Source organism: Candidatus Nitrohelix vancouverensis (assembly GCA_015698305.1).
Taxonomy (GTDB): domain Bacteria; phylum Nitrospinota; class Nitrospinia; order Nitrospinales; family VA-1; genus Nitrohelix; species Nitrohelix vancouverensis.
The window spans coordinates 23,928-46,568 of record CP048620.1; the positions used below are offsets into that span (position 1 = coordinate 23,928).

Below are 22,641 nucleotides of genomic sequence, written 5' to 3' on the forward strand. Positions count from 1 at the left end.
AACCGTTTTAATTGAATATGTTACCGGAAACGCACAGCGCGACTTCCCGTCAACGACCGGTCGGATCAATGAATCTCCCGACCGTTCCAACCATCCCCATTGGCACATGGCATCAAAAATTTTAGTGGCCGACGACAGCAGTACCATACGAAAAATCGTCGCCATGGCGTTCGAAAACGAAGATGAAAGCGTTGAAGGCGTTTCAAGCGGCAACGAAGCGCTTGAAAAAATTTCCACATTCGCCCCGGACATTGTCCTCGCGGATATTGAAATGCCCGAGCTCAACGGTTTCGCCCTGAGCCATAAAATCAAATCCGACCCCGACCTGAAACATATCAAGGTCCTGCTTCTGGCCAGCGATTTCGAAGATTTCAATCAGGATAAATTTGAAGAATGCCTCGCCGACGATCACATTTCCAAGCCCTTCAAGTCCGACGACGTCATCAATAAAATACGCGAACTGCTTGCAGGCGAATCCAGCGCAGACGCCGACGAAACTAAAGCCATTGAACTGTCAGAAGCCGCGATCATCAATCCGCCGCCTGAAGACGACGTCATCGCATTGAGCGCCGAAGACGCTATCGAAGAAACAGAAGAAGCCTTTGAATTGTCGGCCGACTCGATCATCAACGACGAGGCGGAAGACGACGGCGAAGGCGCAATCACGCTGAATGCCGACGACGAAATAAACCCGGACGAAACAGCAGAGACCTTGGTCGACGAAGCCGAAACACCCGAAGAACCGGCAACGACCGCCGCGATCCCGGACGAGCCAGAAACTCCGCCCGCTCCCGTTTCAAGCGAACCTGCAGAAGAAGCTGTTGAGCCGCCGGAACCTGCTATGGACGAAAGCGCCGAAGCAAGCGAAGAAACGCCTCTTGACGCACCCAGCCCGCGCAAGGAAATTTCTTTCGACCAGATGCTCGATGAAATGTTTGAACTCGACGCTCCATCCGAATCTCCGGCAAGCCAAGCCGTCGAAGCAGAAAGCGCTCCGCCTGAAATCATTGAAGCCCCTGAGCCAGACCCTCCCGTCAACGAACCCGAACCGGAACCTGTAGCCGAAACGCCGACAATAGAAACTCCAGAGCCGGAAGCACCCGAGCCTGTCGCAGAAGCTCCTTCCATGGAAGTCAACCCGGAAGACGAAAACGCCGCGACCCAGAAGAGTCAGAAAGTCATCGCCGAAATGTTGAAGGAATCGGAGACGCTCAAGAACATGGATCGGCATGAAAAAGCGACTGAGAAATCCTCTTCCGCCATCACCGGCTCCCGCATGTTTCCGCTACCCGACTTTGGAGAAGATTTATCAGAAAGGAACGCTTATAATGGGATGGATAACGATTCAGAACTGGACCAGGCATTCGCGGAAATGAAACGTTTACCCAAACCGGTAAAAACCGTCGAACCCGAAAAGAAGACAAAAGCCATGAACGACTCAAACGATTTTGACGATATCATCGCCGAACCCGAAGACCTTCTCGAGACAATGGCGCCCTCGGCGTTTTCAAGCTCCAAAGGCGGTCCCGATCTGATTCAGGAAAGTCTCGACAATTTGTCGCGCCAGCCCAATCCCACAGCTTCCTATTCATTAGATGCGCCGCGCCCGCGAAACCCGTTTCGCGTCGACGAGGACCCCTTCGTAAAAATCGTGGGAGAACGCATCAAGGGCGTTCTGGAAAATTCGCTCGACAGCTCGATTGAAAAAGAAATTGACGGATTGTCTGAAACCATCGTAGAGTCTGTACGAGAAATTGTGAGGGAGATAACGCCTCACATCGCCAAGGCGGTCATTCGAGAAGAAATCGAACGCATCAAACAAATGGACGATTTCTAGAAACGCCGCCAGGATCGCCCCCATCCTCACAGGCGTCTTGGGCTCCGACCCAAGTTCAAACTTTCGCTCATTCAATCAATAATGAATCTATCAGGACTTGTTTCTGCTTGCGCAGGCTCGGTCTGAAACCTTGCGCTTGCAACACGCTCAACATGAAATTGTCACATGAAAATTGAACTCGAAAAGCAATACGATCCGCATCAGGCGGAAGATCACTGGTCGCGTTACTGGGAAGAAAACGGTTATTACCGCGCCGACGCCGAACAAGCCGGCCCGCCCTACAGCATCGTCATCCCTCCGCCCAACATCACCGGATCGCTCCATATAGGCCACGCCTTCAACAACACCCTGCAGGACATTCTGACGCGCTGGAAGCGCATGCTGGGATTCAATGCGCTCTGGCAACCCGGCACCGACCATGCGGGCATCGCCACGCAAAACGTCGTTGAGCGCCAGTTGCGCGCCGAAGGAACCGACCGGCAAACACTGGGACGCGACGCCTTCATCGAACGCATCTGGACCTGGCGCAAGGAATCGGGCGGAACCATCGAACGCCAACTGCGCAAGCTCGGCGCCTCTCTCGACTGGGAGCGCAATCGCTTCACCATGGACGACGGCCTCTCCAAAGCCGTGCGCGAAGTCTTCGTCTCGCTCTACGAAGAGGGTTTGATTTACAAAGGCGACTACATCATCAACTGGTGTCCGCGTTGCCACACCGCGCTGTCCGACCTCGAGGTGGAACATCAGGAAAAGCTCGGCGCCCTTTACGAAATCCGTTATCCCGTCAAGGGAAGCGACGAACATTTGATCATCGCCACCACCCGACCGGAAACACTGCTCGGCGACACCGCCGTAGCGATCAACCCGGAAGACGAACGCCACACCGGCATGAAGGGAAAGACGCTGATCCTTCCCCTGCTCAATCGCGAGATCCCCATCATCGAAGACGCTTACGTCGATCTCGCCTTCGGCACCGGCGCGCTGAAAGTCACGCCCGCGCACGATCCGAACGACTTCGAACTCGGGCGGCGCCATCAACTCGAAAGCATCAACGTATTGACCCCCGACGCGGCGATGAATGAAAACGCAGGCGCCTACCAGGGACTCGACCGTTTCGACTGCCGCAAAAAAATCGTCGAGGACTTGCAGGAACAAGGTCTGCTCGTCAGCGTGGAAGACCACATGCATTCCGTCGGCCATTGCTACCGCTGTAAAACCGTCGTCGAGCCGTATCTCTCCAAACAATGGTTCGTGAGAGCGAAACCTCTGGCGGAACCGGCGATCCAGGCGGTGCGCGACGGCTCTATCGAAATCATTCCGAAATTCTGGGAGAACACTTATTTCGAATGGATGGAAAATATCCGCGACTGGTGCATCTCACGGCAAATCTGGTGGGGACACCAGATCCCCGCGTGGTTCTGTAGCGACTGCGACAAGATGACCGTCTCGCGCGAAGACCCGGAGCAATGCGAACATTGCGGCTCGAAGCAAATTGAACGCGAAAGCGACGTGCTCGACACCTGGTTCAGTTCCGCGCTGTGGCCCTTCTCGACGCTCGGCTGGCCGGAGAAAACCAAATCGCTGGAAACCTATTACCCCACCTCCCTGCTCTGCACCGGATTCGACATTTTATTTTTCTGGGTCGCGCGCATGGTCATGATGGGATTGAAATTCATGGGAGAGGTTCCCTTCAAGCAAGTCTATATTCACGCTCTGGTGCGCGACGCTGAAGGTCAGAAAATGAGCAAGACCAAGGGCAACGTCATCGACCCTCTCGCCATCATGAGCGAATACGGAACCGACGCCCTGCGCTTCACCCTCGCCGCCTTCGCCGCGCAGGGACGCGACGTGAAACTGGCGGAAGATCGCATCGAAGGCTACCGCAACTTCTGCAACAAAATCTGGAACGCTTCGCGTTTCATCTTCATGAATCTGGAAGACTATTCCGGTACGACCCGCGACTTGAAGAGCGCGACGCTGGCAACGGAGGACCGCTGGATTCTCAGCCGCCTCAACGCCGCATCGAAAGAGATCAATCAGGCGCTCGATAATTTCAAGTTCAACGAAGCGGCGATGGCGCTGTACAAATTCATCTGGCACGAGTTCTGCGACTGGTACATCGAGTTGAGCAAGCCGCGCCTGTTCAAAACCGGAGACGAAAAAAAATCCGCGCAGGAAATCCTCCTACACGTACTTGAAAGCAGTCTGCGATTGATGCATCCTTTCATGCCTTTCATCTCCGAAGAAATCTGGCAGAAACTGCCCGGCTCCAGCGGAAGCATCATGAAAGCCTCGTACCCGACTTACGATGAAGCCTTCAGCGACGAAGCGGCGGAGAAGGAAATGGAACTGTTCATGAACGTCGTCGCCGGAGTGCGCAACATTCGCGGCGAGATGAACATCAACCCCGGACTGAAATTGCGTATCCTGATCAAAACCGGAGACGCCTGGGCGCTCGACGCCCTGCAAAAGCACGGCGACGCGATCTGCAAGCTGGCCCGTCTTGAAACGCTGGAATGCGGCCCGGAAATCGTCAAGCCCAAAGGCGCCGCCTCATCAGTGGTCGACGGGATGGACCTGTTCGCGCCCCTGGAAGGCGTCATTGATTTCGCCGATGAGAAAAAACGGGTTGAAAAAGAATTGAAGAAAATTCAGAAAGAATGGGAATTGCTCGATAAGAAATTGTCCAATCCCAATTTTGTCGACAAGGCCCCCGCCGAAGTGGTGGCAAAAGACACGCAACGAAAAGACGATCTGGCAGAGAAGCGGGAACGCCTCGACACGCACCTGAAAACGGTGTCCGAAGCGCTTGGCTAAAAACAGACTCGCTTAACTCAGTTACTTAAAACACAATACAGGCCCCTAATCATGAACGCTCCAGTAAACTACAAGTCACGCGACGACATCCCCGAAGATTCCACCTGGGATCTTTCCAACCTTTATTCCGCCGATGATCGCTGGGAAAAGGAAGTCGCCGAATTGGAATCGCGCGTTGAGGGCTATGCCGCGTTCAAGGGAACCTTCGCTAAAGGCGCCGCCAGCATTCAATCCTGCATCGAATTCGACGCCGAATGCATGCGCCAGCTCGACCGGGTTTACACCTACGCGCATTTGCGCAACGACGAAGACAAGACCAAGGTCTCGCGACAGGAACAATTCGAAAAAGCCGTCAACATCGCGACCCGACTCTCGCAGGCGCGCAGTTTCATCGACTCCGAACTGATGTCGATACCAGCGGACGAAATGGCGAAGAATCTCGAATCCGAATCGTTGAAACCCTATAAATTGTATTTGGAAAAAATTCTACGTTACCGCGAGCACACCCTGTCCGAGCAGGAAGAGTATCTTTTGGCTTCTTCGATGGACATGGCCCGCGCCGCGCGCGAAGGCTTCGACATGCTCGACAACGCCGATTTAAAACTCGGCTCCGTCACCGACGCCGAAGGCGTCGAGACCATCATCACGCACGGCAATTTCCAAAGTCTCCTGCAAAGCTATGACCGCGACCTGAGAAAAAACTCCTTCCATACGTTTTACGAAGCCTATCAGAACCACAGCTTCACCTATGGCGCCTTGCTGGCAGGAAGCGTGAAGAAGGATTTGTTCTACGCCCGCGCCCGACGCTATTCGGGAGCCAGAGAGCAGGCGCTGTTTTCGGAAAACATATCCGCAGACGTTTACGACAATCTCATCGCCAGCGTGCACGCGAACCTGGAACCGCTCTACAAGTATTTCGACATCAGAAAACGTTTATTGAAGCTCGACGAATTACGCGTTTACGACACGCTCGTGCCGCTCGTCGACAACGTCGAATGGAACATGTCCTACGAAGACGCCGTCGAGAAAATCGACTCCGCCCTGCAACCGCTGGGCGCGGATTATGTCGCGATTCTGAAACAGGGATTATTGAATCAACGCTGGGTGGACCGTTACGAATCTCCAGGAAAACGGAGCGGCGCCTATTCGTCGGGATGTTACGATTCCAACCCCTACATTCTGATGAATTACCGCGAGGACAATATCAATAGCGTGTACACTTTGATCCATGAAGCCGGTCATTCGATGCATTCCTATTACTCCCGAAAAAACCAGCCTTATCTGGACGCCGACTACACGATCTTTGTCGCCGAAGTCGCTTCGACGTTTAACGAAGCCCTTCTCACCCGCAAACTGCTTGAGGAAACGACCGACCCTCAAATGAAGATTTATTTATTGTGCAGGGAAATCGACAATTTTCGCGGCACTCTGTACCGTCAAACCATGTTCGCAGAATTCGAAAGGGAGATACACGCCGCCGCAGAATCGGGCGTTCCTCTGACCGCCGACTACTTTAAAAGTGTTTACAAAAAGCTATTATCGTTGTATTTTGGTAGAAACGTCACCTTAGACGAATGCCTGTCGCTCGAATGCTTTCGCATCCCGCATTTTTATTTCAGCTTTTATGTTTATAAGTACGCGACAGGCATCTCCGCCGCCTACGCCCTTGCCGACCGCGTATCGCAGGGCGGCAAATCTGAGCTTGAGGATTACCTGAATTTTCTTCGCTCCGGAGGTTCCAAATACCCCATCGATTTGCTCAAGGACGCCGGGGTGGATATGACATCCCCACAGCCCGTGGATGCGGCATTAACTAAATTTTCCGACTTGGTCAACCAACTAGAAACTTTAACTTCCCAATCAACATGAAACCGTTCTACTTATATAACGACGCCGCAAATGCGTCTGCTGCTCCATGCGGCGAAACATTTCATCATCCAATAATTTTTAGTGGAGGCTCCGAATTTTGAAAAAAACAGGAACATTCCAACGGCCGGCGAACAAGTCCGAATCCAACAATCGACGCTCGCAAAACGGGAACCGGCCATCCAATTCCAATTCACTTTCCGGCTCCAATTCAGGCTCTAATTCCTCTCCGCAGAGAAGGAATAAACAGAATAGCCAGCAACAGCAAAACAGTTTGCGCCAATGGCTGTCTCCAGCCTCGTCCAAAACGCTGACCTCGCATCTGTCCATGGGGCAAAACCGACGCAACGAAAACGGCGTCGATAAAAACGGCGTCAAAACCGACGGTAAAAAATTCAACGGAAAAAACTCCGGGCGGCCTCAGCAAAAGAACAAATTCCGTCCCGATAACAAATTCAAAAACAAAAACAATCGACCGCACAAACCGCAGGAAGCCAACGGCGCTGTCGCGGACTCGGGCCAGCCAAATCCATCGACAATGCCGGTCGGCAAGTCCTCGAATGCGGACGTCGCTAAAATTGATCCCTTTGAATTATTCTGCGCCTATCATCTTGGCATTCAGCCGAACAACCAGTATCGCCCCGCTAATATGAATGAAGTCGCGCAACGCTTCGGGGCCAATCCCGCCATCATCAAACAAGCTTCAAAAGAATACGGGATGGACGCCGCGGCCTTACTCGACAAGGATTTTGATATGGCGATGGCGCAGTTGGATATCCAGGTTGCGCCGGAAGGAATCAATCGCAAAGAACTCGCAAAATCGATTTACGAAGAGTTTTTAAACGCGCCCATTCAAAAACGCGACTGGAAAAAAATTCTGGAAGAAGATCAAAAAGAGAATATGAAAATTTTCGGACGTTAAGGCTGTTCGTCCGTAGAAGAATCGACAGCAGGCGCTGTCGCCTCCTGTCTGGGCGCTCTGTGGAATTTCAGCGCTTCTTTGATCATAGCGTTCTGAATGCGCTTCACCCTGCCGTTCGAACACTTCAAGTCATTCATCAATATCGAAAAAGCAAACCGCTCTCCGTCCGCTGATTGTAAATACCCCGACAAGGAACTCGTAAAATTAAGCGTGCCTGTTTTGACCCGCACTTTCTGCGATTCCGGCACTCGCTTCAAACGATCCTCCACGCTACCGTCCACCCCCATCACCGCGAGCGAACCAAAAAACTCGGGAAACACGCTCCAGTCCTGAAACATATCGCGCAATACAGAAACCAGCAAATCCGCAGACAAACGGTTGCGCCGGGTCAGCCCCGAACCGTCGTGCACCTTGAATTGTTCCTGCCCATAGCCCAGCGATCGAAGGTAGCCCTCGATCACGTTCAATCCTTTCGATGTGGTTCCCGGAGGCCCTTCCTTCAAGCCGCCAATGGTCTTCACCAATTGTTCCGCCATGAAGTTATTGCTGAACTTGTTGACGCCGCGCAGGCTCAAGGCCAGCGGCTCTGAATAAAACTCCGTTAATAAAGGAACGTGATTCGGCATGGCATCTCGGCGCACGTCGCCGTCGACTTCCACCCCCGCCCGGATGAGGAAATCCTTGAAGGTCGATCCCATATAATACGAGGGCTGGGTGATGTTCACATAATGAAGAGAACGCGCCTGATCCTGGGAAATCTGACCGGTCACCGTGATGCGATCAAAGCGATCCCCCGGCAGGCGATTCACAATCAATCGCCCTCGCTTGCCGGGAGGCAGGGTCGTCGCACGATTGTCCAGGTGGATGTAATCCACTGACGGCTCGATCACTACGATGGGAGCGGCGTTCACTTTCGGAGACGGCGCGACATGAACGCCGACGGTGTTGAAATTCAGCGACAACGCTCCAAGCGGCGCGTTATAGGCCTCCGACCCGGCCCGCTTTTTCCAGGATTCCACGCGCCGAATGTCGTCAAAAAAACTGTCGTCGACCAGAATATCGCCGGTGATTTTCTTCAAGGGCAAATTTCGCACCTGTTGCGCCATCAACCACAATTGCTCCGTCACCAGCTTGGGGTCGCCATAACCCTTGACGTACAAATCCCCCTCCAGAACCTCATCCTGAATTCTTGCCGACGAATACAGACCCGTCATGAAACGGTAATCCGGCCCCAGAGTTTTCAAAGCGACCGCCGACGTGATCAGTTTCATATTCGACGCCGGTATCAGAAGCGCGTCGCTCCGCACCGAATACAAAACCTCTTCGTTCGCCAAAGACACGAATTTGACGCTGAAATTTTTCTGGCTCAAACAACGGTTGGACAGAATCCGGTCCAGCGCGTTCTGAAACTTCGCCTCAGGAGATGCGGAGGTTTGCGACACTGCCGGCGAATGAACGCCAAAGAAAAAAAGTAAGGATAAGACAGGAATGCTGATGAAGCGATGCAAGGTATTTCTCATAGAAAAAATTCTACCCAAGCCCTTCGGCAATTACAAACAGGTTTTGTATTTCTTTTCTGAACCCAATACTTTATAATTCAAATATGATTGAATTCACCCACATTAAATACGGTGTTGCGATTTCTCTTGTCGCGATTTTGTTCGGCATCTTTATGGGTCTGTCTTTCGGTTGTTGTGAAGACATGTTCAAAGATAAATTCAAACAAGACGCGCAGGCCGCGCTGAGTACCGTCTACAAAGGCGACAAAGCTCTGGCGGATAAAGTGGCCAGCAAATCCTGGGTGTACATGAAGCGCGCTCATTTGCATTCGCAAACCATGGGCGTCATCGCTATCGTGTTCTCGATCCTGGCCGCCTGGTTGAAATTCCCGCGTATACAACAATTAGGCATCTCGCTTTTGGGAGGCATCGGTTCTCTTGGTTATGGCGTCTTCTGGCTCCTCGCCGGATTCCTCGCGCCCGGTATGGGTTCGACGGGTAAAGCCAAAAATACCGTAGAACTGATCGCCCAGGCCTCGGCAGGTTCCTTTTTCATCGCCGCCGTCGCCCTGTTTTGCCTGCTCGCCTATCGAATGTTTAGCAAACAACCCGCTGTCAAAGTAAAATAATCCTACTAAAATAATCGCTATGAATTATGATCTGGTCGGGATCGGCAATGCCCTTGTGGACCTCGAAGCCAAAGTAGACGACGCCTTCATCCAACAATACTCTCTGGTCAAAGGCGGCATGACGCTTGCCAGCCCGCAAGATCAAAACACGATTTTAAAAGCTCTCGACGGTAAGACCGAAAAAATTTCCTCCGGCGGTTCCGCCGCCAACACCCTGCACGGATTCAGCGTGCTGGGAGGCAAATCCTATTATCTCGGACGCGTCGCCAACGACGACTACGGTCAACTCTACACCGAAGACATGACCGAATGCGGCGTCGGCTTTCCCGGCCCCGACGGCGAGCCTGAAGAAACCGGCACCTGCGTGGTTCTCATCACCCCGGACTCGGAGCGGACCATGCTCACGCATCTGGGAATTTCCGCCGAACTGCATTCCAGAAACGTCGACCCGACCATCGTCAAAAATTCAAAATGCGTCTATGTGGAAGGCTATCTGTGGACCGGCGACGAAACCCGGGCGGCCGCCAAACGCATGGTCGAAATCGCGCAGGAAAATAAAATCCCCGTCGCCTTCACCCTCAGCGACGCCTTTGTGGTGAATCTCTACAAGGAATCACTGCGCAACTTCATACAGCAAAACGTCGACATCCTGTTTTGCAATGAAGTCGAAGCGCGCGCCATGACCGATAGCGACGACGCCGAAACCGCATTTGAAATTCTCTCGCAATGGACCGAAGTCCTGTTCCTGACGCGAGGCGCCAAAGGCTCCTGGGCGAAAAAGAAAGACGACGCCAGAGTGTCGATCAACACCTTTCCCATCGTTCCCGTCGATACCACCGGAGCGGGCGATTTATACGCCGCAGGCGCTCTGTACGGACTCATCAACAAACGCTCGCTGGAAGAGTCTTCAATCGTAGGCTCCTATTGCGCATCGCAAGTCGTCACCCACCTCGGCGCGCGCATGCCGATCCATTCGCATACGGAAATTGAAAAAATTCTCGAAGCCTACGCCCAGTTGTAACCGGTCTTCAACGCTTCTCTTCGTTACCAACGCCCGTCAATTCATTACGATATCTGGACAAAGCCATCAGCGGAAAGAAATGCTGATACATATGGTATTTGATGTAAAAATGAACGGGAAATCCCGTTCCGGTGAACTGCGGTTCGTACCAGGAACCCGTCTCGTCGAGCTGACGCTTCATCAAAAACTCCGCGCCCTTGCGCATCGCTTCGCCCTGCCCTTCTCCAAGCGCCATCAAACCCAGCATCGCCCAGGCCGTCTGCGAACAAGAGCTTTCACCCTGACCGCGCAGGGAAGGATCGGCGTAGCTGTCGCAGGTTTCGCCCCAGCCGCCGTCCTCGTTCTGATGCGCGACCAGCCAATCGACTGTCTTGCGTAAATACGGTTGCGTCATGTCCTCGCCCATAGAGCGCAGTCCGTTCGTCACCAGAAAGGTTCCATAAATATAGTTGACGCCCCAGCGTCCCCACCAGCAACCGTCCGGCTCCTGCATCTTGCGCACAAACTCCAGAGCGCGGCGAACCTGCGGATGCTCTCGCGAGAACCCGAGCCGCCCCAGACACCATAAAATCCGACCCGTCACGTCCGCTGTCGGTTCGTCCAGCATCGCCTTGTGATCCGCGAAAGGGATTTCGTTGAGCAATTGCAGATCGTTGTCCATATCAAAAGCGCCCCAGCCGCCGTTTTTGCTCTGCATGCTGAGCAACCAGGTCATCGCGCGTTGACACTCCGCCAATTTATGCCGGTGATCGGGCAAATCCAGCCGGTCCAGCGCGATCAGGATTTCCGCCGTGTCGTCGTTATCGGGGTAACACTCATTATAAAATTCGAAGGCCCAGCCGCCCGGCTCGGCGTCAGGATTTTTCACCTTCCAGTCGCCCGGCTTGACCACCTGCTTTGTCAATATCCATTCGCCGCCCTTGACCAGCGCCGGATCATCGGGCGACATCCCCGAATCCAGCAAGGCGTTGATACCGATCGCCGTGTCCCACAAGGGAGAAACGCAAGCCTGGAATCCGAGTTGGTCGTCCCAGCTCAGTTCGAAACGCTCGATCGCTTCAAAGCCCTTGACCAGAGCCGGATGATCGTCGGGATAACCCATGTAATGCAGGGCCAGCATGGAATTGAACATGGCAGGCTGAATGCCGGCGAAATCGCCCTCGTCCTCCTGATGATCCAGTATCCAGCGCTCCGCCGCTTTCAGGGCTTTTTTGCGCAAGGGTTTCACGTTAAAGGAAGCCAAAAACTTAATAAAACGATCCATGTAGATAAAAGTATTGCGCCATGAGCTGAAGGCCGGGCCCGTGGGCTGAATCGACAGATCCCGATCCTCTTCGCGAAACAATTCCGCAATGCCCTTCTCCGCCGGCAGTTCAAACACCGGACGATAGGCGCACACCACCGACAGCGGAACCACCGTTCCGCGCGACCAGCTCGACATCTCATAGATATTGAAAGGAGAACAGTTGGGAAGCAGAACGATCTCCACCGGAACCGCCGGGACGAAATCCCAGGAGCTTTGCCCCAGCATCGCCAGAAAAATTTTGGTGAAGACCCGCGTTTTTGCGATGCCGCCATTGGCGAAAATCGCCTCGCGCGCCTTGAGCATTTCCGGTCGGTCCACCGGAATCCCCGCCATTTTCAGGGCCAGATAGGATTCCACCGTCGAATTGATGTCGCAGGCTCCGCCGTAAAACAAAGGCCAGCTTCCATCCTCCCTCTGCTTTTTCAGCAGATAGTTCGCGCACTTTTCCATCTTGACAGAATCCACCCTTCCCATAAAATGCATGAAAAAGATATATTCCGCCGTGATGGTGGCGTTCGATTCCAGTTCGTCCACCCAGTAGCCCTCAGGATACTGTTGCGATAAAAAGAAGGTTCGGGATTTTTCAATCGCCGTTTCCAGGCGCTTGATCGTTTCAGAGTCCATAATTTCGGAAATTTACGAGAAAGGGATTGATATCGGGGCGATACGGCAAATCCTGAGCGTTTACAGGTATAAATCAGCGTTAAACAATACATTATTTCAATTAAAATTGAAAGAATACAATTCAGCAGTTGACATTAACGCAATGGTTACCGTAGGATATCTTGTTTAATTCAGCGTTTAAAAATTCCGAGTAGATAAAACAATGACACTTGCTTCCCGAACGATTTCTGTTCAACAGAAAGATATTGTAAAAAATTGGGTCCTGATCGACGCCGAAGGGCAGTCGCTGGGAAAAGTCGCCGCAAAGGCCGCCTCCATTATCCGAGGCAAAACCAAACCCACATTCACCCCTCATATGGACACCGGCGATAACGTGATCGTTATCAACGCGTCCAAGATTCGTTTGACGGGAAAGAAATGGAACGACAAGATTTACTACCGACACACCGGTTTTCCGGGCGGTATCAAATCGCGAACCGCGCAGGAAATGTTCGATCGCAAACCCGCAAGCCTGATCAAGGAAGCCGTTTTCGGCATGCTTCCCAAAAATCGGCTGGGACGAACGCTTAAAACCAACATCCGAGTATACGACGGGAGCGATCATCCGCACACCTCGCAGAACCCGGAAAACGTAACTCTCTAAAAATTTAAAAGGCTAGCCAGGAGCATTCCGAATGACCGATGAATATGTAGACCGTTTTTACGCGACAGGAAAACGAAAAGAAGCGATCGCTAAAGTATGGATTCAAGCAGGCGATGGCTCTATCACCGTGAACGGTAGAACCTTGAACGAGTATTTCAAACGCGAATCCCTGGAAGCCATTGTACGGCAACCCCTGGAAGCCGCTAACACCGGCGCCTCCTACGACATTAAAGCCCGCGTATGCGGCGGCGGCCTGTCCGGTCAATCCGGCGCGGTTCGTCTTGGCATTGCTCGCGCCCTCATCGAATACGACCCCAACCTTCGCCCCACTCTGAAACGCGCAGGCTTTCTGACGCGCGACTCCAGAAAAGTGGAACGTAAAAAATACGGTCAACCTGGCGCAAGAAAACACTTCCAGTTTTCCAAGCGTTAATCCAGGCCGCAGCGGCGTTACTCCATTGGGCGCCTCGCGCGCCCAAGCTTGTTTTTTCCTGCACCCAATCGCGGAACAATTATGTATAAAATCGGCGTTGCAGGGGCCACCGGTTACACCGGTGTGGAACTCCTGCGAATACTATCACGACATCCCGACGTAGACATCGTCCGACTGACCTCTGAAACCTATCAGGGTCAGCGCATCGACGAGGTCTTTCCTTCGCTTCGCGGCTTCGTCGACATCACGCTCGAACCCTTGAGCGCCGACACCGCCAGGGGACTGGACATTCTCTTCCTGGCTCTGCCGCACACGGCGGCGATGGACAAGGCTCCCGGTTTTCTTTCCGGGAACTGCCGACTCGTGGATTTGAGCGCAGACTTTCGACTGAAAGACCCCGCCGTTTTCGAAACCTGGTACAAGACCCCGCATGTGCATCCCGAATTGTTGAAGGAAGCCGTCTACGGACTGCCCGAACTGTATCGCGAATCCATCAAAACCGCGAAACTGCTGGCCAACCCGGGCTGTTACCCGACCAGCGTCATTTTGGGGCTGGCGCCTCTGCTCGGCAAAGGCTGGATCGACGAAAGCGCGATCATCTCCGATTCCAAGTCCGGAGCGTCCGGAGCGGGACGCAAGGCTTCGCAGACCACGCAATTCGCGGAAGTCAACGAAGGCATCTCCGCTTACGCCGCGCCCAATCATCGACACACGCCGGAGATTGAACAGGAAATTTCAGCGCTGGTGGGGCGCGAGATCGGCGTCACCTTCACGCCACACCTGATGCCCATGACGCGCGGCATCCTGAGCACGATTTATGCGCCCTTGAAGCGCAAGACCACGCAAGCGGAAGCGCAGGCGCATTACGCAAAGTTTTATCAAGACGAGCCGTTCGTTCGCGTTCTCCCGCCGGGAGCCTACGCCGGAACGCGCTTTGTCTCAGGATCCAATTTCTGCGACGTCGGCCTGCATGTCGACGAGCGCAATCAACGACTGATTATCACCTCGGCCATCGACAACCTCATCAAGGGCGCGTCGGGTCAGGCCGTACAAAATATGAACATCATGCTGGGACTGAACGAAAAAGCCGGTATCGACTTCGCTCCCATCTATCCATAAAGAAAAAGAACCAAGCAATGAAATTGATCAAAGGGAAGTTGCCTTCTGTTCCCGGCTTCAAGACCGCTGGCATCGCTTGCGGCATCAAAGCCAATAAAAATCTCGATCTCGCGTTGATCGTGTCCGACGTTCCCGCATCAGGCGCGGGCGTGTTCACCACCAACCGCGTCGCCGCGCCCTGCGTCACCCATTGTCAACGCGCGCTGGCCCGACGCCGACCCTTTCGCGCCATCGTCGTCAACAGCGGCAACGCCAACGCCTGCACCGGCGATCAGGGCGCCAAAGACTGCCGCGCCATGGCGAGGGCCGTCGCCAGCGAACTGAACATTTCTCCCAAAGAAACGCTGGTGGCCTCCACCGGCATCATCGGCGTTCCGCTCCCCGTTGAAAAAATCGAACAGGGCGCGCCGCAGTTGAAAAACGCGCTCTCGGAAAAGGGATGGAAGAACGCCGCCAAAGCCATCATGACGACCGACCTGCAACCGAAAATGGCTTCCACTCAATTCAATCTGTTCAAGCGAACGATCTCTATCGGCGGCATTTCCAAAGGCTCCGGCATGATCCATCCGAACATGGCCACCATGCTCGGCTTCGTCGTGACCGACATCGCCATTCGCCCCATCGCGCTGAAGACCGCGCTGACCGAAGCGGTGAACAAAACATTCAACCGCATCACCGTCGACGGCGACACCAGCACCAACGACTGCGTTCTCGTCATGGCCAACGGGCTGGCGGGCAATAAAGAACTGACCGCTTCTTCAGCGGGCTACCCGGCCTTTGTCGAAGCCCTCACGGAAGTGTGCAAAAGCCTCGCCCTGCAGATCGTGCAGGACGGCGAAGGCGCGACCAAACTGGCGACCATCCGCGTCTCCGGCGGCAAGTCGGAAAAGGCCGCGCACCAGGTCGCCAACGCCATCGCCAAATCGCCGCTGGTCAAAACCGCGCTGTTTGGAGAAGACCCCAACTGGGGCCGAATACTGGCCGCCGCAGGTTATTCCGGCGCGCCCTTCGACCCGGACGAAATCGAAATATCGCTGAACGGCGCCCCGCTCTTTCGCAACGGCGCCCCGGTGAAAACAACGTCGCAAGCCCAGCTCGCCAAGAAAATGAAATCGAAAGAAATCCTCATCGAATTCAACATGGCCCGCGGATCGCATACGGTGGACGTCTACACCTGCGATTTTTCCTACGACTACGTCCGCATCAACGCCGAATACACCACCTGATTCAAAAAATTCCGGGGCGCGCGTCGCCCCGTTCAGTTCAATTTCGCGCAGGCTCCGCTTGCGTCGCTGGTTTCGCGCAACGAAAACCGACGTAATGAAATTTCCTGCGCGGCGCCTCCATGATCCGATGCGCCGTCTCCAAGCCGCGCGGCCCGTTGCGCCAGGATCCGCCGCGAATCACCTTGCCCGCCAGTTCATGATCGTCCGCCATCCACTCGCCGACGTTGCCCAGCATATCGTATAAACCCAAAGCGTTGGGACGCGCCGAAGCGACCGGATGCGTCTTCTTGTCCGCATTCTCCTTGCCCCAGGCATAGCGCCCGTCCCAATCATCGCCCCAGAAAAAAAGAGTTTGCGATCCCGCCCGCGCCGCCAGTTCCCATTGCCATTCCGTCGGCAATACTTTACCCAATGCGCGGCAATAATCCCGCGCCTCCGCCCAGGTCACTTTCTCGACCGGGCGTCGCGGCCCCTTGAAGAACGCCGGGTTGCGTCCGACCTGCGCCTCGTAATCCTCCTGCGTCACTTCATAACGGTCGATGAAAAACGGCGCGACCTTGCGCGTCACCCGCGTTCCGCTTTTGTTGATCGTCAGCTCAGCCCCTTTAACCAACGCCATATCCGGTGCGCCCTGTCCCATCGCGCCGACAGGCGCCAGCAACGCCAGAAATAAAATTATGAAAATCCACCGCATACAAGGCTCCGGAAAAACCAATTGAAGACCCTTCAAGCCGATTGACGCAAGGGAGCAAACATGGCAATATTCGGACAAGCCAATTCACGCTCTACAGGTCCAAAGAATCCGTTCATTATAAAACGACGACGCGGGGAATCAACCATGTCGCCCAAGAGAAATGATATGACAGAACCTGCAAACTGCTTCATTCTGGCCGACAACCCCGTCGGCTCTCTGGAAGACGGCGACGACGCCTTCCAGTTCCGCCCTTTCGCCGAGACCCTCGCGACGATGGCGCTTAACAAACAGAACGGCACGCCTTTCGCCGTCGCCATCGACGGCGCCTGGGGAACGGGCAAGACCTCGCTCATGCGCATGACGCAGGACATACTGGATCAAGCGACGCAAGAAATAAATAAAACAAAAGATAAGAAAGCGGACGGCCCTCAGCGTCGTTGCAAAACTTTCTGGTTCAACGCCTGGAAATATTCCAACTCCGACTCCTTGCTCGCGGCGCTGATATCAGTTTTGTTCAAGGAAATGAAGCAGGATTCCAATTTTCGGGAAAAGATCAATAATAATTTCGACAGGAAACGGATCGCTTTCGCCTTTATCAATAAAGTATTCAAAATAGACATCAGTAACATCAAAAACGATTTGCGTGTTGCCAAGGTGGCTGAATTTATAGACGAATTCACGGACCTGACGAAAATGCTGATTCAATCCTATTGCGCAAAGAATCCAGAGACAGATGCGGACGACGATTCTGCAGGAGCCTTTGTCATCTTTATCGACGATCTCGATCGTTGTCCGCCCGGACGCATCCTGCAAACATTCGAGGCGATCAAACTGTTTCTCGACATTCCCGGTTGCGTCTTCTTTCTCGGAATGGACATTCAGCAAGTGCGCAGCGCCGTCGAGGCTGAACATAAAGATCGACAAGGCTTTGAAGCCGGGCGCTATCTGGAGAAAATTTTTCAGGTCCACGTTAAAATTCCGCAAGTCGCCACAGGCAATATGGAACAATTTTTGAACGGTCTATTAAAAGAAAATTCTGGCGCAAACGGGCAAATCAGCGAGGACGTTCAAGCCATTCTCCTCGGCGCGGAGTACGAAACGCAACGCGCCATAAAACGCGCTCTCAACGATTTCCTCTTTTTAAAAACTCTCACGGAAAAAATGAAAAACGGACCTGAAACCACCGACACCGGGCTGGCGAAGTGGATCGCCGTGCATACGCGTGATGAAAAATTCGCCGAAGCTCTAACCACACCTGATTTGTTTTTATTGGCCGCCTGGGAGACCTATCGTCTTAACGACACGAAAAACAACATCCTGACATGGAATAAGATTGATTATAAATTCGATAGCAATGGCGACTTGATCTTGTCCGACGTACAAAAAGAGTCCGAACGCCAGAAGGCTTTAAGCGCGTCCAAATCCTCCGACAATGGCGAAACAGAACATCCTGAAACCGACGAGGCTCTGGAGAACGATTTGCACCAACGCTGGAGTAATTTTTTCAACCGCTGGCGCCACAAACCCGTTTTCATGTATCCCTTTATCAAGGAAGGGAAACGCGACTTTGGGAATGAAGACGCCTGCAAGGCCTATCAGCATTTGAACCAGTACATCGCCCCAGCCGAGCCCGAACAAACTAAAAAAAGTAAGGACAAAACCCCTCGGATTGTCAATGGCTACACGATTGAGCCGGGAGCATTTTTAGAAGGAGCAGACCTCAAAGGAGCTGATCTCGAAGGAGCAAATCTCAAAAATGCTCACCTATTTGCAGCTAATCTTGAAGAGGCAAATCTTAGAAGTGCAAAACTATTTGAAGCCGACCTCATAGAAGCCATTCTCATAACAGCCGATCTAAGGAGAGCCGATCTAAGAGTAGCTAATCTCAGGGGAACCGATCTCTTTAGAGCCGATCTCATGGGAGCCTCTCTCAGGGAAGCCGATCTCATAGGAGCCTCTCTCTGGGAAGCCGATCTGAGGCGCGCCGATCTTAGAACGGCTAATTTCTCACATGACGAAATTCTCAAAGCTCGTAATTGGGATTTAGCCATATATGACGCCGGGGTGTTAGAACGCCTCAAAACTCTGGCTGGCAAAATGGAATAATATTTTCGCTTCGTTTCCGCCCCGCGCTTAATTCTCTCCAGCTTTGCGATGACTTTTGTCGCGTTCTATATTAAAATCCTCTTATAGGAAAATGACCTGTCAATAGAGCGGCGCGATGGGCTTCTGCGTTTCTTTCCCAATATAATTCAACTTCATAATTACGGCGGTTATGGCAATTTTAAGAATTTACAATGCGCTCGATCCGGTGCTCCGGAAAAAGGCGGCACAGGTCGAAAACATCGACGGCGAGCTGGCGGAGTTCACCCAGGATATGATCGAGACGATGTACGACGCGCCGGGCGTGGGTCTGGCGGCGAATCAGGTGGGCCTTCCCTCAAGCCTGTTCGTGATCGACATGGGCGCGGAGTCGGACAAGCCCGATCCCAAAATCATCATCAACCCGACGATCATCGTCTCCGGCGACATGCTGGAAGGCGAGGAGGGGTGTCTTAGCATTCCCGATCTGTTCGCCAGCGTCATGCGCAGTTCGCATGTGGAACTGAAAGGTTACGATCTCGATCAGAAAGAAATCCGCATCGAGGCGGAGGGTTTCATGGCGCGGGCCATTCAACATGAAATGGAACATCTCAACGGTTCCCTGTTCTGGGACAATCTGGGCAAGACCCGGCGCGACATGCTCAAGCGCAAGTTCAAGAAAAAGTTAAAAGAGAATCGATGATGAATCTGGTTTTCATGGGCTCGCCGGAGTTCGCCGTTCCGACTCTGGAAGCCTTGGTGGCGTCGGAGCATTGCATCCTCGCGGTGGTGACGCAACCGGATCGACCGAAGGGACGCGGGCAGTCCATGACGGCGCCTGCGGTGAAAGTCTGCGCGGAAAAGCATGGCTTGAAAGTTCTGCAACCGGAGAAGGCGCGCGACCCGCAATTCATCGCGACGCTGAAAGACCTGAATCCTGATCTCATCGTCGTCGTGGCTTACGGGCAGATCCTGAGCCAGGAGCTTCTCGACATCCCCAAACATTTCTGCATGAACGTGCATTCCTCATTACTTCCGAAATATCGCGGCGCGGCGCCGATCAACTGGGCGATCATCGATGGCGAAGCGGAAACGGGGGTGACCACGATGAAGCTGGTTCACAAACTCGACGCGGGCGATATTCTACTGACGCACAAACTGCCGATCCGTGATGAAGACGACGCGCAAACCTTGCACGACGCGCTCGCAGAAGCGGGCGCTCCCCTGACGCTGGAAACCCTGGCGAAACTGGAGGCGGGAACCTTGACGCCCATCGCGCAGGACGAATCGCAAGTCACTTACGCATCGAAGTTGAAAAAAGAAGACGGCCTGATCGACTGGAATCATCCGGCGCGCGCGGTGTGGAACCGCATACGCGGCGTGCATCCCTGGCCTGGCGCCTACAGTTTTCTCAAGGGGCGGCGCTTGCGCATTTGCAAAGCCGAGTCGACTTCGGGCGAAGCGGGAGAGGAGCCGGGTCGCGTGGTTCGCGTTTCCGGCGCGGGCATTGAAGTGGGCACGACGGACGGGCGCGTCCTCATCACCGAATTGCAACCTGAAGGCAAGAAACGATTGCCGGTGAAAAGTTTTCTGGCGGGCAATTCCGTTGCGCCGGGCGACGCCTTCACGATGGAACCGGCGACATCCAACGAACGTTAAAGGACATGACATGCCAAGAACTCTAGTAACGGGCGGCGCGGGTTTTCTCGGTTCGCATTTATGCGACTACCTGCTCGGCCAGGGCCACGAAGTGATTTGTATGGACAATCTGGCGACGGGTTCCAAAGACAACATCGCTCATATCGACAGCAACAAGTTTCAATTCGTCGAACACAACGTCACCGAATACATTCGCGTCGACGGCGAACTCGATTACATTTTGCATTTTGCATCGCCTGCAAGCCCCATCGACTATCTGGAGCTTCCCATTCAAACGCTCAAAGTCGGTTCGCTCGGCACGCACAACACGCTGGGGCTGGCGAAGAAGAAACGAGCGACCTTTCTGCTCGCGTCCACTTCCGAAATTTACGGCGACCCGCTCGTGCATCCACAGGAAGAATCGTACTGGGGCAACGTGAACCCGGTCGGGCCGCGCGGCGTCTACGACGAAGCCAAACGTTTCGCCGAAGCCATCACCATGGCCTATCACCGCGTGCATGGCGTCGATGCGAAAATCGTGCGCATCTTCAACACCTACGGGCCGCGCATGCGCTTGCGCGACGGTCGCGCCATTCCGAACTTCATCCGCCAGGCATTGACCGGAGAAGACTTGACGATATACGGCGACGGCAGTCAGACCCGCAGTTTCTGTTACGTTTCGGATCTGGTCAAAGGCATCTTCAAATTATTGATGTCCGAATTGAACGAGCCGGTCAACATCGGTAACCCGGTTGAAATGACCATCAAGGACATGGCGGAGAAAATCCTCAAGGAACTGGGCGGCCCCGGAAAATTGATTTACGAACCGCTCCCGACGGACGACCCGCAGGTGCGACAACCCAATATCGACCGGGCCAAGAAAAAGCTGGGCTGGATTCCCATGGTCGGTCTGGATCAGGGTTTGAAAGAGACGATGGATTATTTCAAAAATCAGCTGAAAACCTGAAGCGCCCGGCGTCGGCGAGTCATCCATGGATAAAGACACTTCGATCAAACACTGGCCCGAAGACGAACGCCCCAGAGAGCGGCTCATCAAATACGGCGGCTCCGTTCTTTCCGACGCGCAACTCATCGGCATCATCATCGGCTCCGGCGACCCGCAGACAAAGAAAAGCGCCGTCGACCTGGGTCGCGACCTGCTCGCAAAATTCGGAGACTTTTACAGCCTGGATCGCGCTTCCATTTCCGAACTGTGCGCCATCAAGGGCATTGGCGACGCCAAGGCCGCGCAGATCAAGGCGGCTCTGGAAATTGGCAAGCGCATGGCCGCGCAACGGTGCGGCGTAAAAATCAAACTGGGTTGCGCTGAAGATTTCGTCCATCAATACGCGCCTTTCATGCGCAACCTGAAAAAGGAGATCGTGAAAGTCGTCCTGCTCGATTCCAAATTGCAGGTGATACGCGACCTCAATGTTTCCGAAGGCAGTCTCAACGCCAGCATCGTGCACCCACGCGAAGTCATGATCAGCGCGATCAAGGAATCCGCCTCGTCGCTGGTGCTTCTGCACAACCACCCCAGCGGAGATCCGAGCCCCAGCCAGCACGACCTGGAGATCACGCACCGATTGCAAAAATCCGGAGAAATCATTGGCATTAAACTGCTCGACCATATTATAATTGGCGGAGCAGACTACTACAGTTTTGCCGAGCAGGGACTTCTTTAATCTTCACCCAACTTTCCCATGGAACGAGTCAAAAATTTTCTAAACGCCAGCGCCGACCTTAAATATAAAGTGGCTGAAACCTTGTCGGAACAAATTCTCCAGGCCGCCAATCAATCGCTGGAAAGCATCCGCAAAGGCGGAAAATTGATGCTGGCGGGCAACGGCGGCAGCGCCGCAGATTGCCAGCACATCGCCGCAGAACTGACCGGTCGCTTCAAACAAAACCGCAAGGCCCTCGCCGCCATGGCTCTGACCGTCGACACCTCGTCGCTCACCGCGCTGGGCAATGATTTTGGATTCGAAACCATTTTTTCCCGGCAGGTTGAAGCGCTCGGAAAATCAGGCGACGTTCTGATCGGGATCAGCACCAGCGGCAACTCTGAAAACGTCGTTCAGGCTTTGTTACTGGCGCGCGAGATGGGTATTTACACCATCGGCTTCATCGGCAATCAGGGCGGCAAGATGAAAGATGTCGTCGACCTGCCGATCATCGTTCCTTCGAACGACACGGCTCGCATTCAGGAAGTCCATATCACCATCGGTCATATCGTCTGCGAAATCATCGAACAGGAAATGTTCGGCGCTGAATGACACGCGCCG

19 protein-coding genes are annotated in these 22,641 nt (G+C 53.8%); 16 read left to right on the top strand and 3 right to left on the bottom strand.

The window, feature by feature from the left end; all coding sequences use genetic code 11:
- The first annotated feature begins 106 nt into the window (after positions 1-106).
- The 4 genes from G3M78_00150 to G3M78_00165 all read left to right on the top strand — a co-directional run bounded on the left by G3M78_00150 (position 107) and on the right by G3M78_00165 (position 7,442).
- The gene (locus G3M78_00150; protein ID QPJ63902.1) at positions 107-1,837 is read left to right on the top strand and encodes a response regulator; all 1,731 of its coding nucleotides are present in this window, start codon (positions 107-109) and stop codon (positions 1,835-1,837) included.
- Positions 1,838-2,002: 165 nt separating this feature from the next.
- Positions 2,003-4,654 (top strand): valine--tRNA ligase, encoded by a 2,652-nt coding sequence (locus tag G3M78_00155; protein ID QPJ63903.1) that lies wholly within the window; start codon positions 2,003-2,005, stop codon positions 4,652-4,654.
- Positions 4,655-4,705: 51 nt separating this feature from the next.
- On the top strand, positions 4,706-6,523 hold the full coding sequence (gene pepF, locus G3M78_00160; protein QPJ63904.1) for an oligoendopeptidase F: 1,818 nt from the start codon (positions 4,706-4,708) through the stop codon (positions 6,521-6,523).
- A gap of 271 nt (positions 6,524-6,794) precedes the next feature.
- Positions 6,795-7,442 (top strand): hypothetical protein, encoded by a 648-nt coding sequence (locus tag G3M78_00165; protein ID QPJ63905.1) that lies wholly within the window; start codon positions 6,795-6,797, stop codon positions 7,440-7,442.
- Here G3M78_00165 and dacB read toward each other — a convergent pair.
- Positions 7,439-8,962 (bottom strand): D-alanyl-D-alanine carboxypeptidase/D-alanyl-D-alanine-endopeptidase, encoded by a 1,524-nt coding sequence (gene dacB, locus G3M78_00170; protein QPJ63906.1) that lies wholly within the window; start codon positions 8,960-8,962, stop codon positions 7,439-7,441. The genes G3M78_00165 and dacB overlap by 4 nt on opposite strands.
- Positions 8,963-9,045: 83 nt before the next feature.
- On the opposite strand from dacB, the gene G3M78_00175 reads away from it, so the two are divergent.
- Together G3M78_00175 and G3M78_00180 are read left to right on the top strand one after the other, a co-directional pair.
- Positions 9,046-9,570: a hypothetical protein gene (locus G3M78_00175; GenBank protein QPJ63907.1), complete on the top strand. Its 525-nt coding sequence runs from the start codon at positions 9,046-9,048 to the stop codon at positions 9,568-9,570.
- A 19-nt stretch (positions 9,571-9,589) separates the two neighbouring features.
- Entirely contained in the window at positions 9,590-10,591 is a 1,002-nt protein-coding gene (locus G3M78_00180; protein QPJ63908.1) for an adenosine kinase, read from the top strand.
- 7 nt (positions 10,592-10,598) lie between these two features.
- On the opposite strand, the gene shc is transcribed toward G3M78_00180, so the two are convergent.
- Positions 10,599-12,521 carry a squalene--hopene cyclase gene (gene shc, locus G3M78_00185; GenBank protein ID QPJ63909.1) on the bottom strand — a complete coding sequence of 641 codons (1,923 nt, stop codon included), beginning with the start codon at positions 12,519-12,521 and terminating at the stop codon, positions 10,599-10,601.
- Between the two features lie 202 nt (positions 12,522-12,723).
- On the opposite strand from shc, the gene rplM reads away from it, so the two are divergent.
- The 4 genes from rplM to argJ all read left to right on the top strand — a co-directional run bounded on the left by rplM (position 12,724) and on the right by argJ (position 15,942).
- On the top strand, positions 12,724-13,164 hold the full coding sequence (gene rplM / locus G3M78_00190; protein QPJ63910.1) for a 50S ribosomal protein L13: 441 nt from the start codon (positions 12,724-12,726) through the stop codon (positions 13,162-13,164).
- A gap of 31 nt (positions 13,165-13,195) precedes the next feature.
- A complete protein-coding gene (rpsI, locus tag G3M78_00195; GenBank protein ID QPJ63911.1) occupies positions 13,196-13,597 on the top strand; it encodes a 30S ribosomal protein S9 in 402 nt (133 codons plus the stop codon).
- An 81-nt stretch (positions 13,598-13,678) separates the two neighbouring features.
- The gene (locus G3M78_00200; protein QPJ63912.1) at positions 13,679-14,716 is read left to right on the top strand and encodes an N-acetyl-gamma-glutamyl-phosphate reductase; all 1,038 of its coding nucleotides are present in this window, start codon (positions 13,679-13,681) and stop codon (positions 14,714-14,716) included.
- Between the two features lie 17 nt (positions 14,717-14,733).
- Positions 14,734-15,942, top strand: coding sequence for a bifunctional glutamate N-acetyltransferase/amino-acid acetyltransferase ArgJ (argJ, locus tag G3M78_00205; GenBank protein ID QPJ63913.1), 1,209 nt, complete (start codon positions 14,734-14,736; stop codon positions 15,940-15,942).
- A 37-nt stretch (positions 15,943-15,979) separates the two neighbouring features.
- Here argJ and G3M78_00210 read toward each other — a convergent pair whose 3' ends face one another.
- Entirely contained in the window at positions 15,980-16,636 is a 657-nt protein-coding gene (locus G3M78_00210) for a formylglycine-generating enzyme family protein (protein ID QPJ63914.1), read from the bottom strand.
- Between the two features lie 999 nt (positions 16,637-17,635).
- Between G3M78_00210 and G3M78_00215 the strand changes: the two genes are divergently transcribed.
- The 6 genes from G3M78_00215 (at position 17,636) to gmhA (ending at position 22,632) form a co-directional block, all read left to right on the top strand.
- Positions 17,636-18,742 carry a hypothetical protein gene (locus G3M78_00215; protein ID QPJ66712.1) on the top strand — a complete coding sequence of 369 codons (1,107 nt, stop codon included), beginning with the start codon at positions 17,636-17,638 and terminating at the stop codon, positions 18,740-18,742.
- 169 nt (positions 18,743-18,911) lie between these two features.
- Positions 18,912-19,421, top strand: a complete 510-nt coding sequence (gene def / locus G3M78_00220) for a peptide deformylase (protein QPJ63915.1) — start codon at positions 18,912-18,914, stop codon at positions 19,419-19,421.
- Complete coding sequence (locus tag G3M78_00225) at positions 19,421-20,377, top strand: methionyl-tRNA formyltransferase (GenBank protein ID QPJ66713.1); 957 nt, start codon at positions 19,421-19,423, stop codon at positions 20,375-20,377. Before def ends, G3M78_00225 begins: the two co-directional genes overlap by 1 nt.
- A 10-nt stretch (positions 20,378-20,387) precedes the next feature.
- Positions 20,388-21,323, top strand: a complete 936-nt coding sequence (locus tag G3M78_00230) for an SDR family oxidoreductase (protein ID QPJ63916.1) — start codon at positions 20,388-20,390, stop codon at positions 21,321-21,323.
- 25 nt (positions 21,324-21,348) lie between these two features.
- Entirely contained in the window at positions 21,349-22,041 is a 693-nt protein-coding gene (locus G3M78_00235) for a JAB domain-containing protein (protein QPJ63917.1), read from the top strand.
- 18 nt (positions 22,042-22,059) lie between these two features.
- Complete coding sequence (gene gmhA, locus G3M78_00240) at positions 22,060-22,632, top strand: D-sedoheptulose 7-phosphate isomerase (GenBank protein ID QPJ63918.1); 573 nt, start codon at positions 22,060-22,062, stop codon at positions 22,630-22,632.
- Positions 22,633-22,641 lie beyond the last annotated feature (9 nt).

Coding starts and splice junctions, on each gene's coding strand:
- G3M78_00150 (QPJ63902.1), top strand. CDS start 107: ATGGCATCAAAAATTTTAGTGGCCGACGACAGCAGTACCATACGAAAA.
- G3M78_00155 (QPJ63903.1), top strand. CDS start 2,003: ATGAAAATTGAACTCGAAAAGCAATACGATCCGCATCAGGCGGAAGAT.
- pepF (QPJ63904.1), top strand. CDS start 4,706: ATGAACGCTCCAGTAAACTACAAGTCACGCGACGACATCCCCGAAGAT.
- dacB (QPJ63906.1), bottom strand. CDS start 8,962: ATGAGAAATACCTTGCATCGCTTCATCAGCATTCCTGTCTTATCCTTA.
- G3M78_00175 (QPJ63907.1), top strand. CDS start 9,046: ATGATTGAATTCACCCACATTAAATACGGTGTTGCGATTTCTCTTGTC.
- G3M78_00180 (QPJ63908.1), top strand. CDS start 9,590: ATGAATTATGATCTGGTCGGGATCGGCAATGCCCTTGTGGACCTCGAA.
- shc (QPJ63909.1), bottom strand. CDS start 12,521: ATGGACTCTGAAACGATCAAGCGCCTGGAAACGGCGATTGAAAAATCC.
- rplM (QPJ63910.1), top strand. CDS start 12,724: ATGACACTTGCTTCCCGAACGATTTCTGTTCAACAGAAAGATATTGTA.
- rpsI (QPJ63911.1), top strand. CDS start 13,196: ATGACCGATGAATATGTAGACCGTTTTTACGCGACAGGAAAACGAAAA.
- G3M78_00200 (QPJ63912.1), top strand. CDS start 13,679: ATGTATAAAATCGGCGTTGCAGGGGCCACCGGTTACACCGGTGTGGAA.
- argJ (QPJ63913.1), top strand. CDS start 14,734: ATGAAATTGATCAAAGGGAAGTTGCCTTCTGTTCCCGGCTTCAAGACC.
- G3M78_00210 (QPJ63914.1), bottom strand. CDS start 16,636: ATGCGGTGGATTTTCATAATTTTATTTCTGGCGTTGCTGGCGCCTGTC.
- G3M78_00215 (QPJ66712.1), top strand. CDS start 17,636: ATGGAACAATTTTTGAACGGTCTATTAAAAGAAAATTCTGGCGCAAAC.
- def (QPJ63915.1), top strand. CDS start 18,912: ATGGCAATTTTAAGAATTTACAATGCGCTCGATCCGGTGCTCCGGAAA.
- G3M78_00225 (QPJ66713.1), top strand. CDS start 19,421: ATGAATCTGGTTTTCATGGGCTCGCCGGAGTTCGCCGTTCCGACTCTG.
- G3M78_00230 (QPJ63916.1), top strand. CDS start 20,388: ATGCCAAGAACTCTAGTAACGGGCGGCGCGGGTTTTCTCGGTTCGCAT.
- G3M78_00235 (QPJ63917.1), top strand. CDS start 21,349: ATGGATAAAGACACTTCGATCAAACACTGGCCCGAAGACGAACGCCCC.
- gmhA (QPJ63918.1), top strand. CDS start 22,060: ATGGAACGAGTCAAAAATTTTCTAAACGCCAGCGCCGACCTTAAATAT.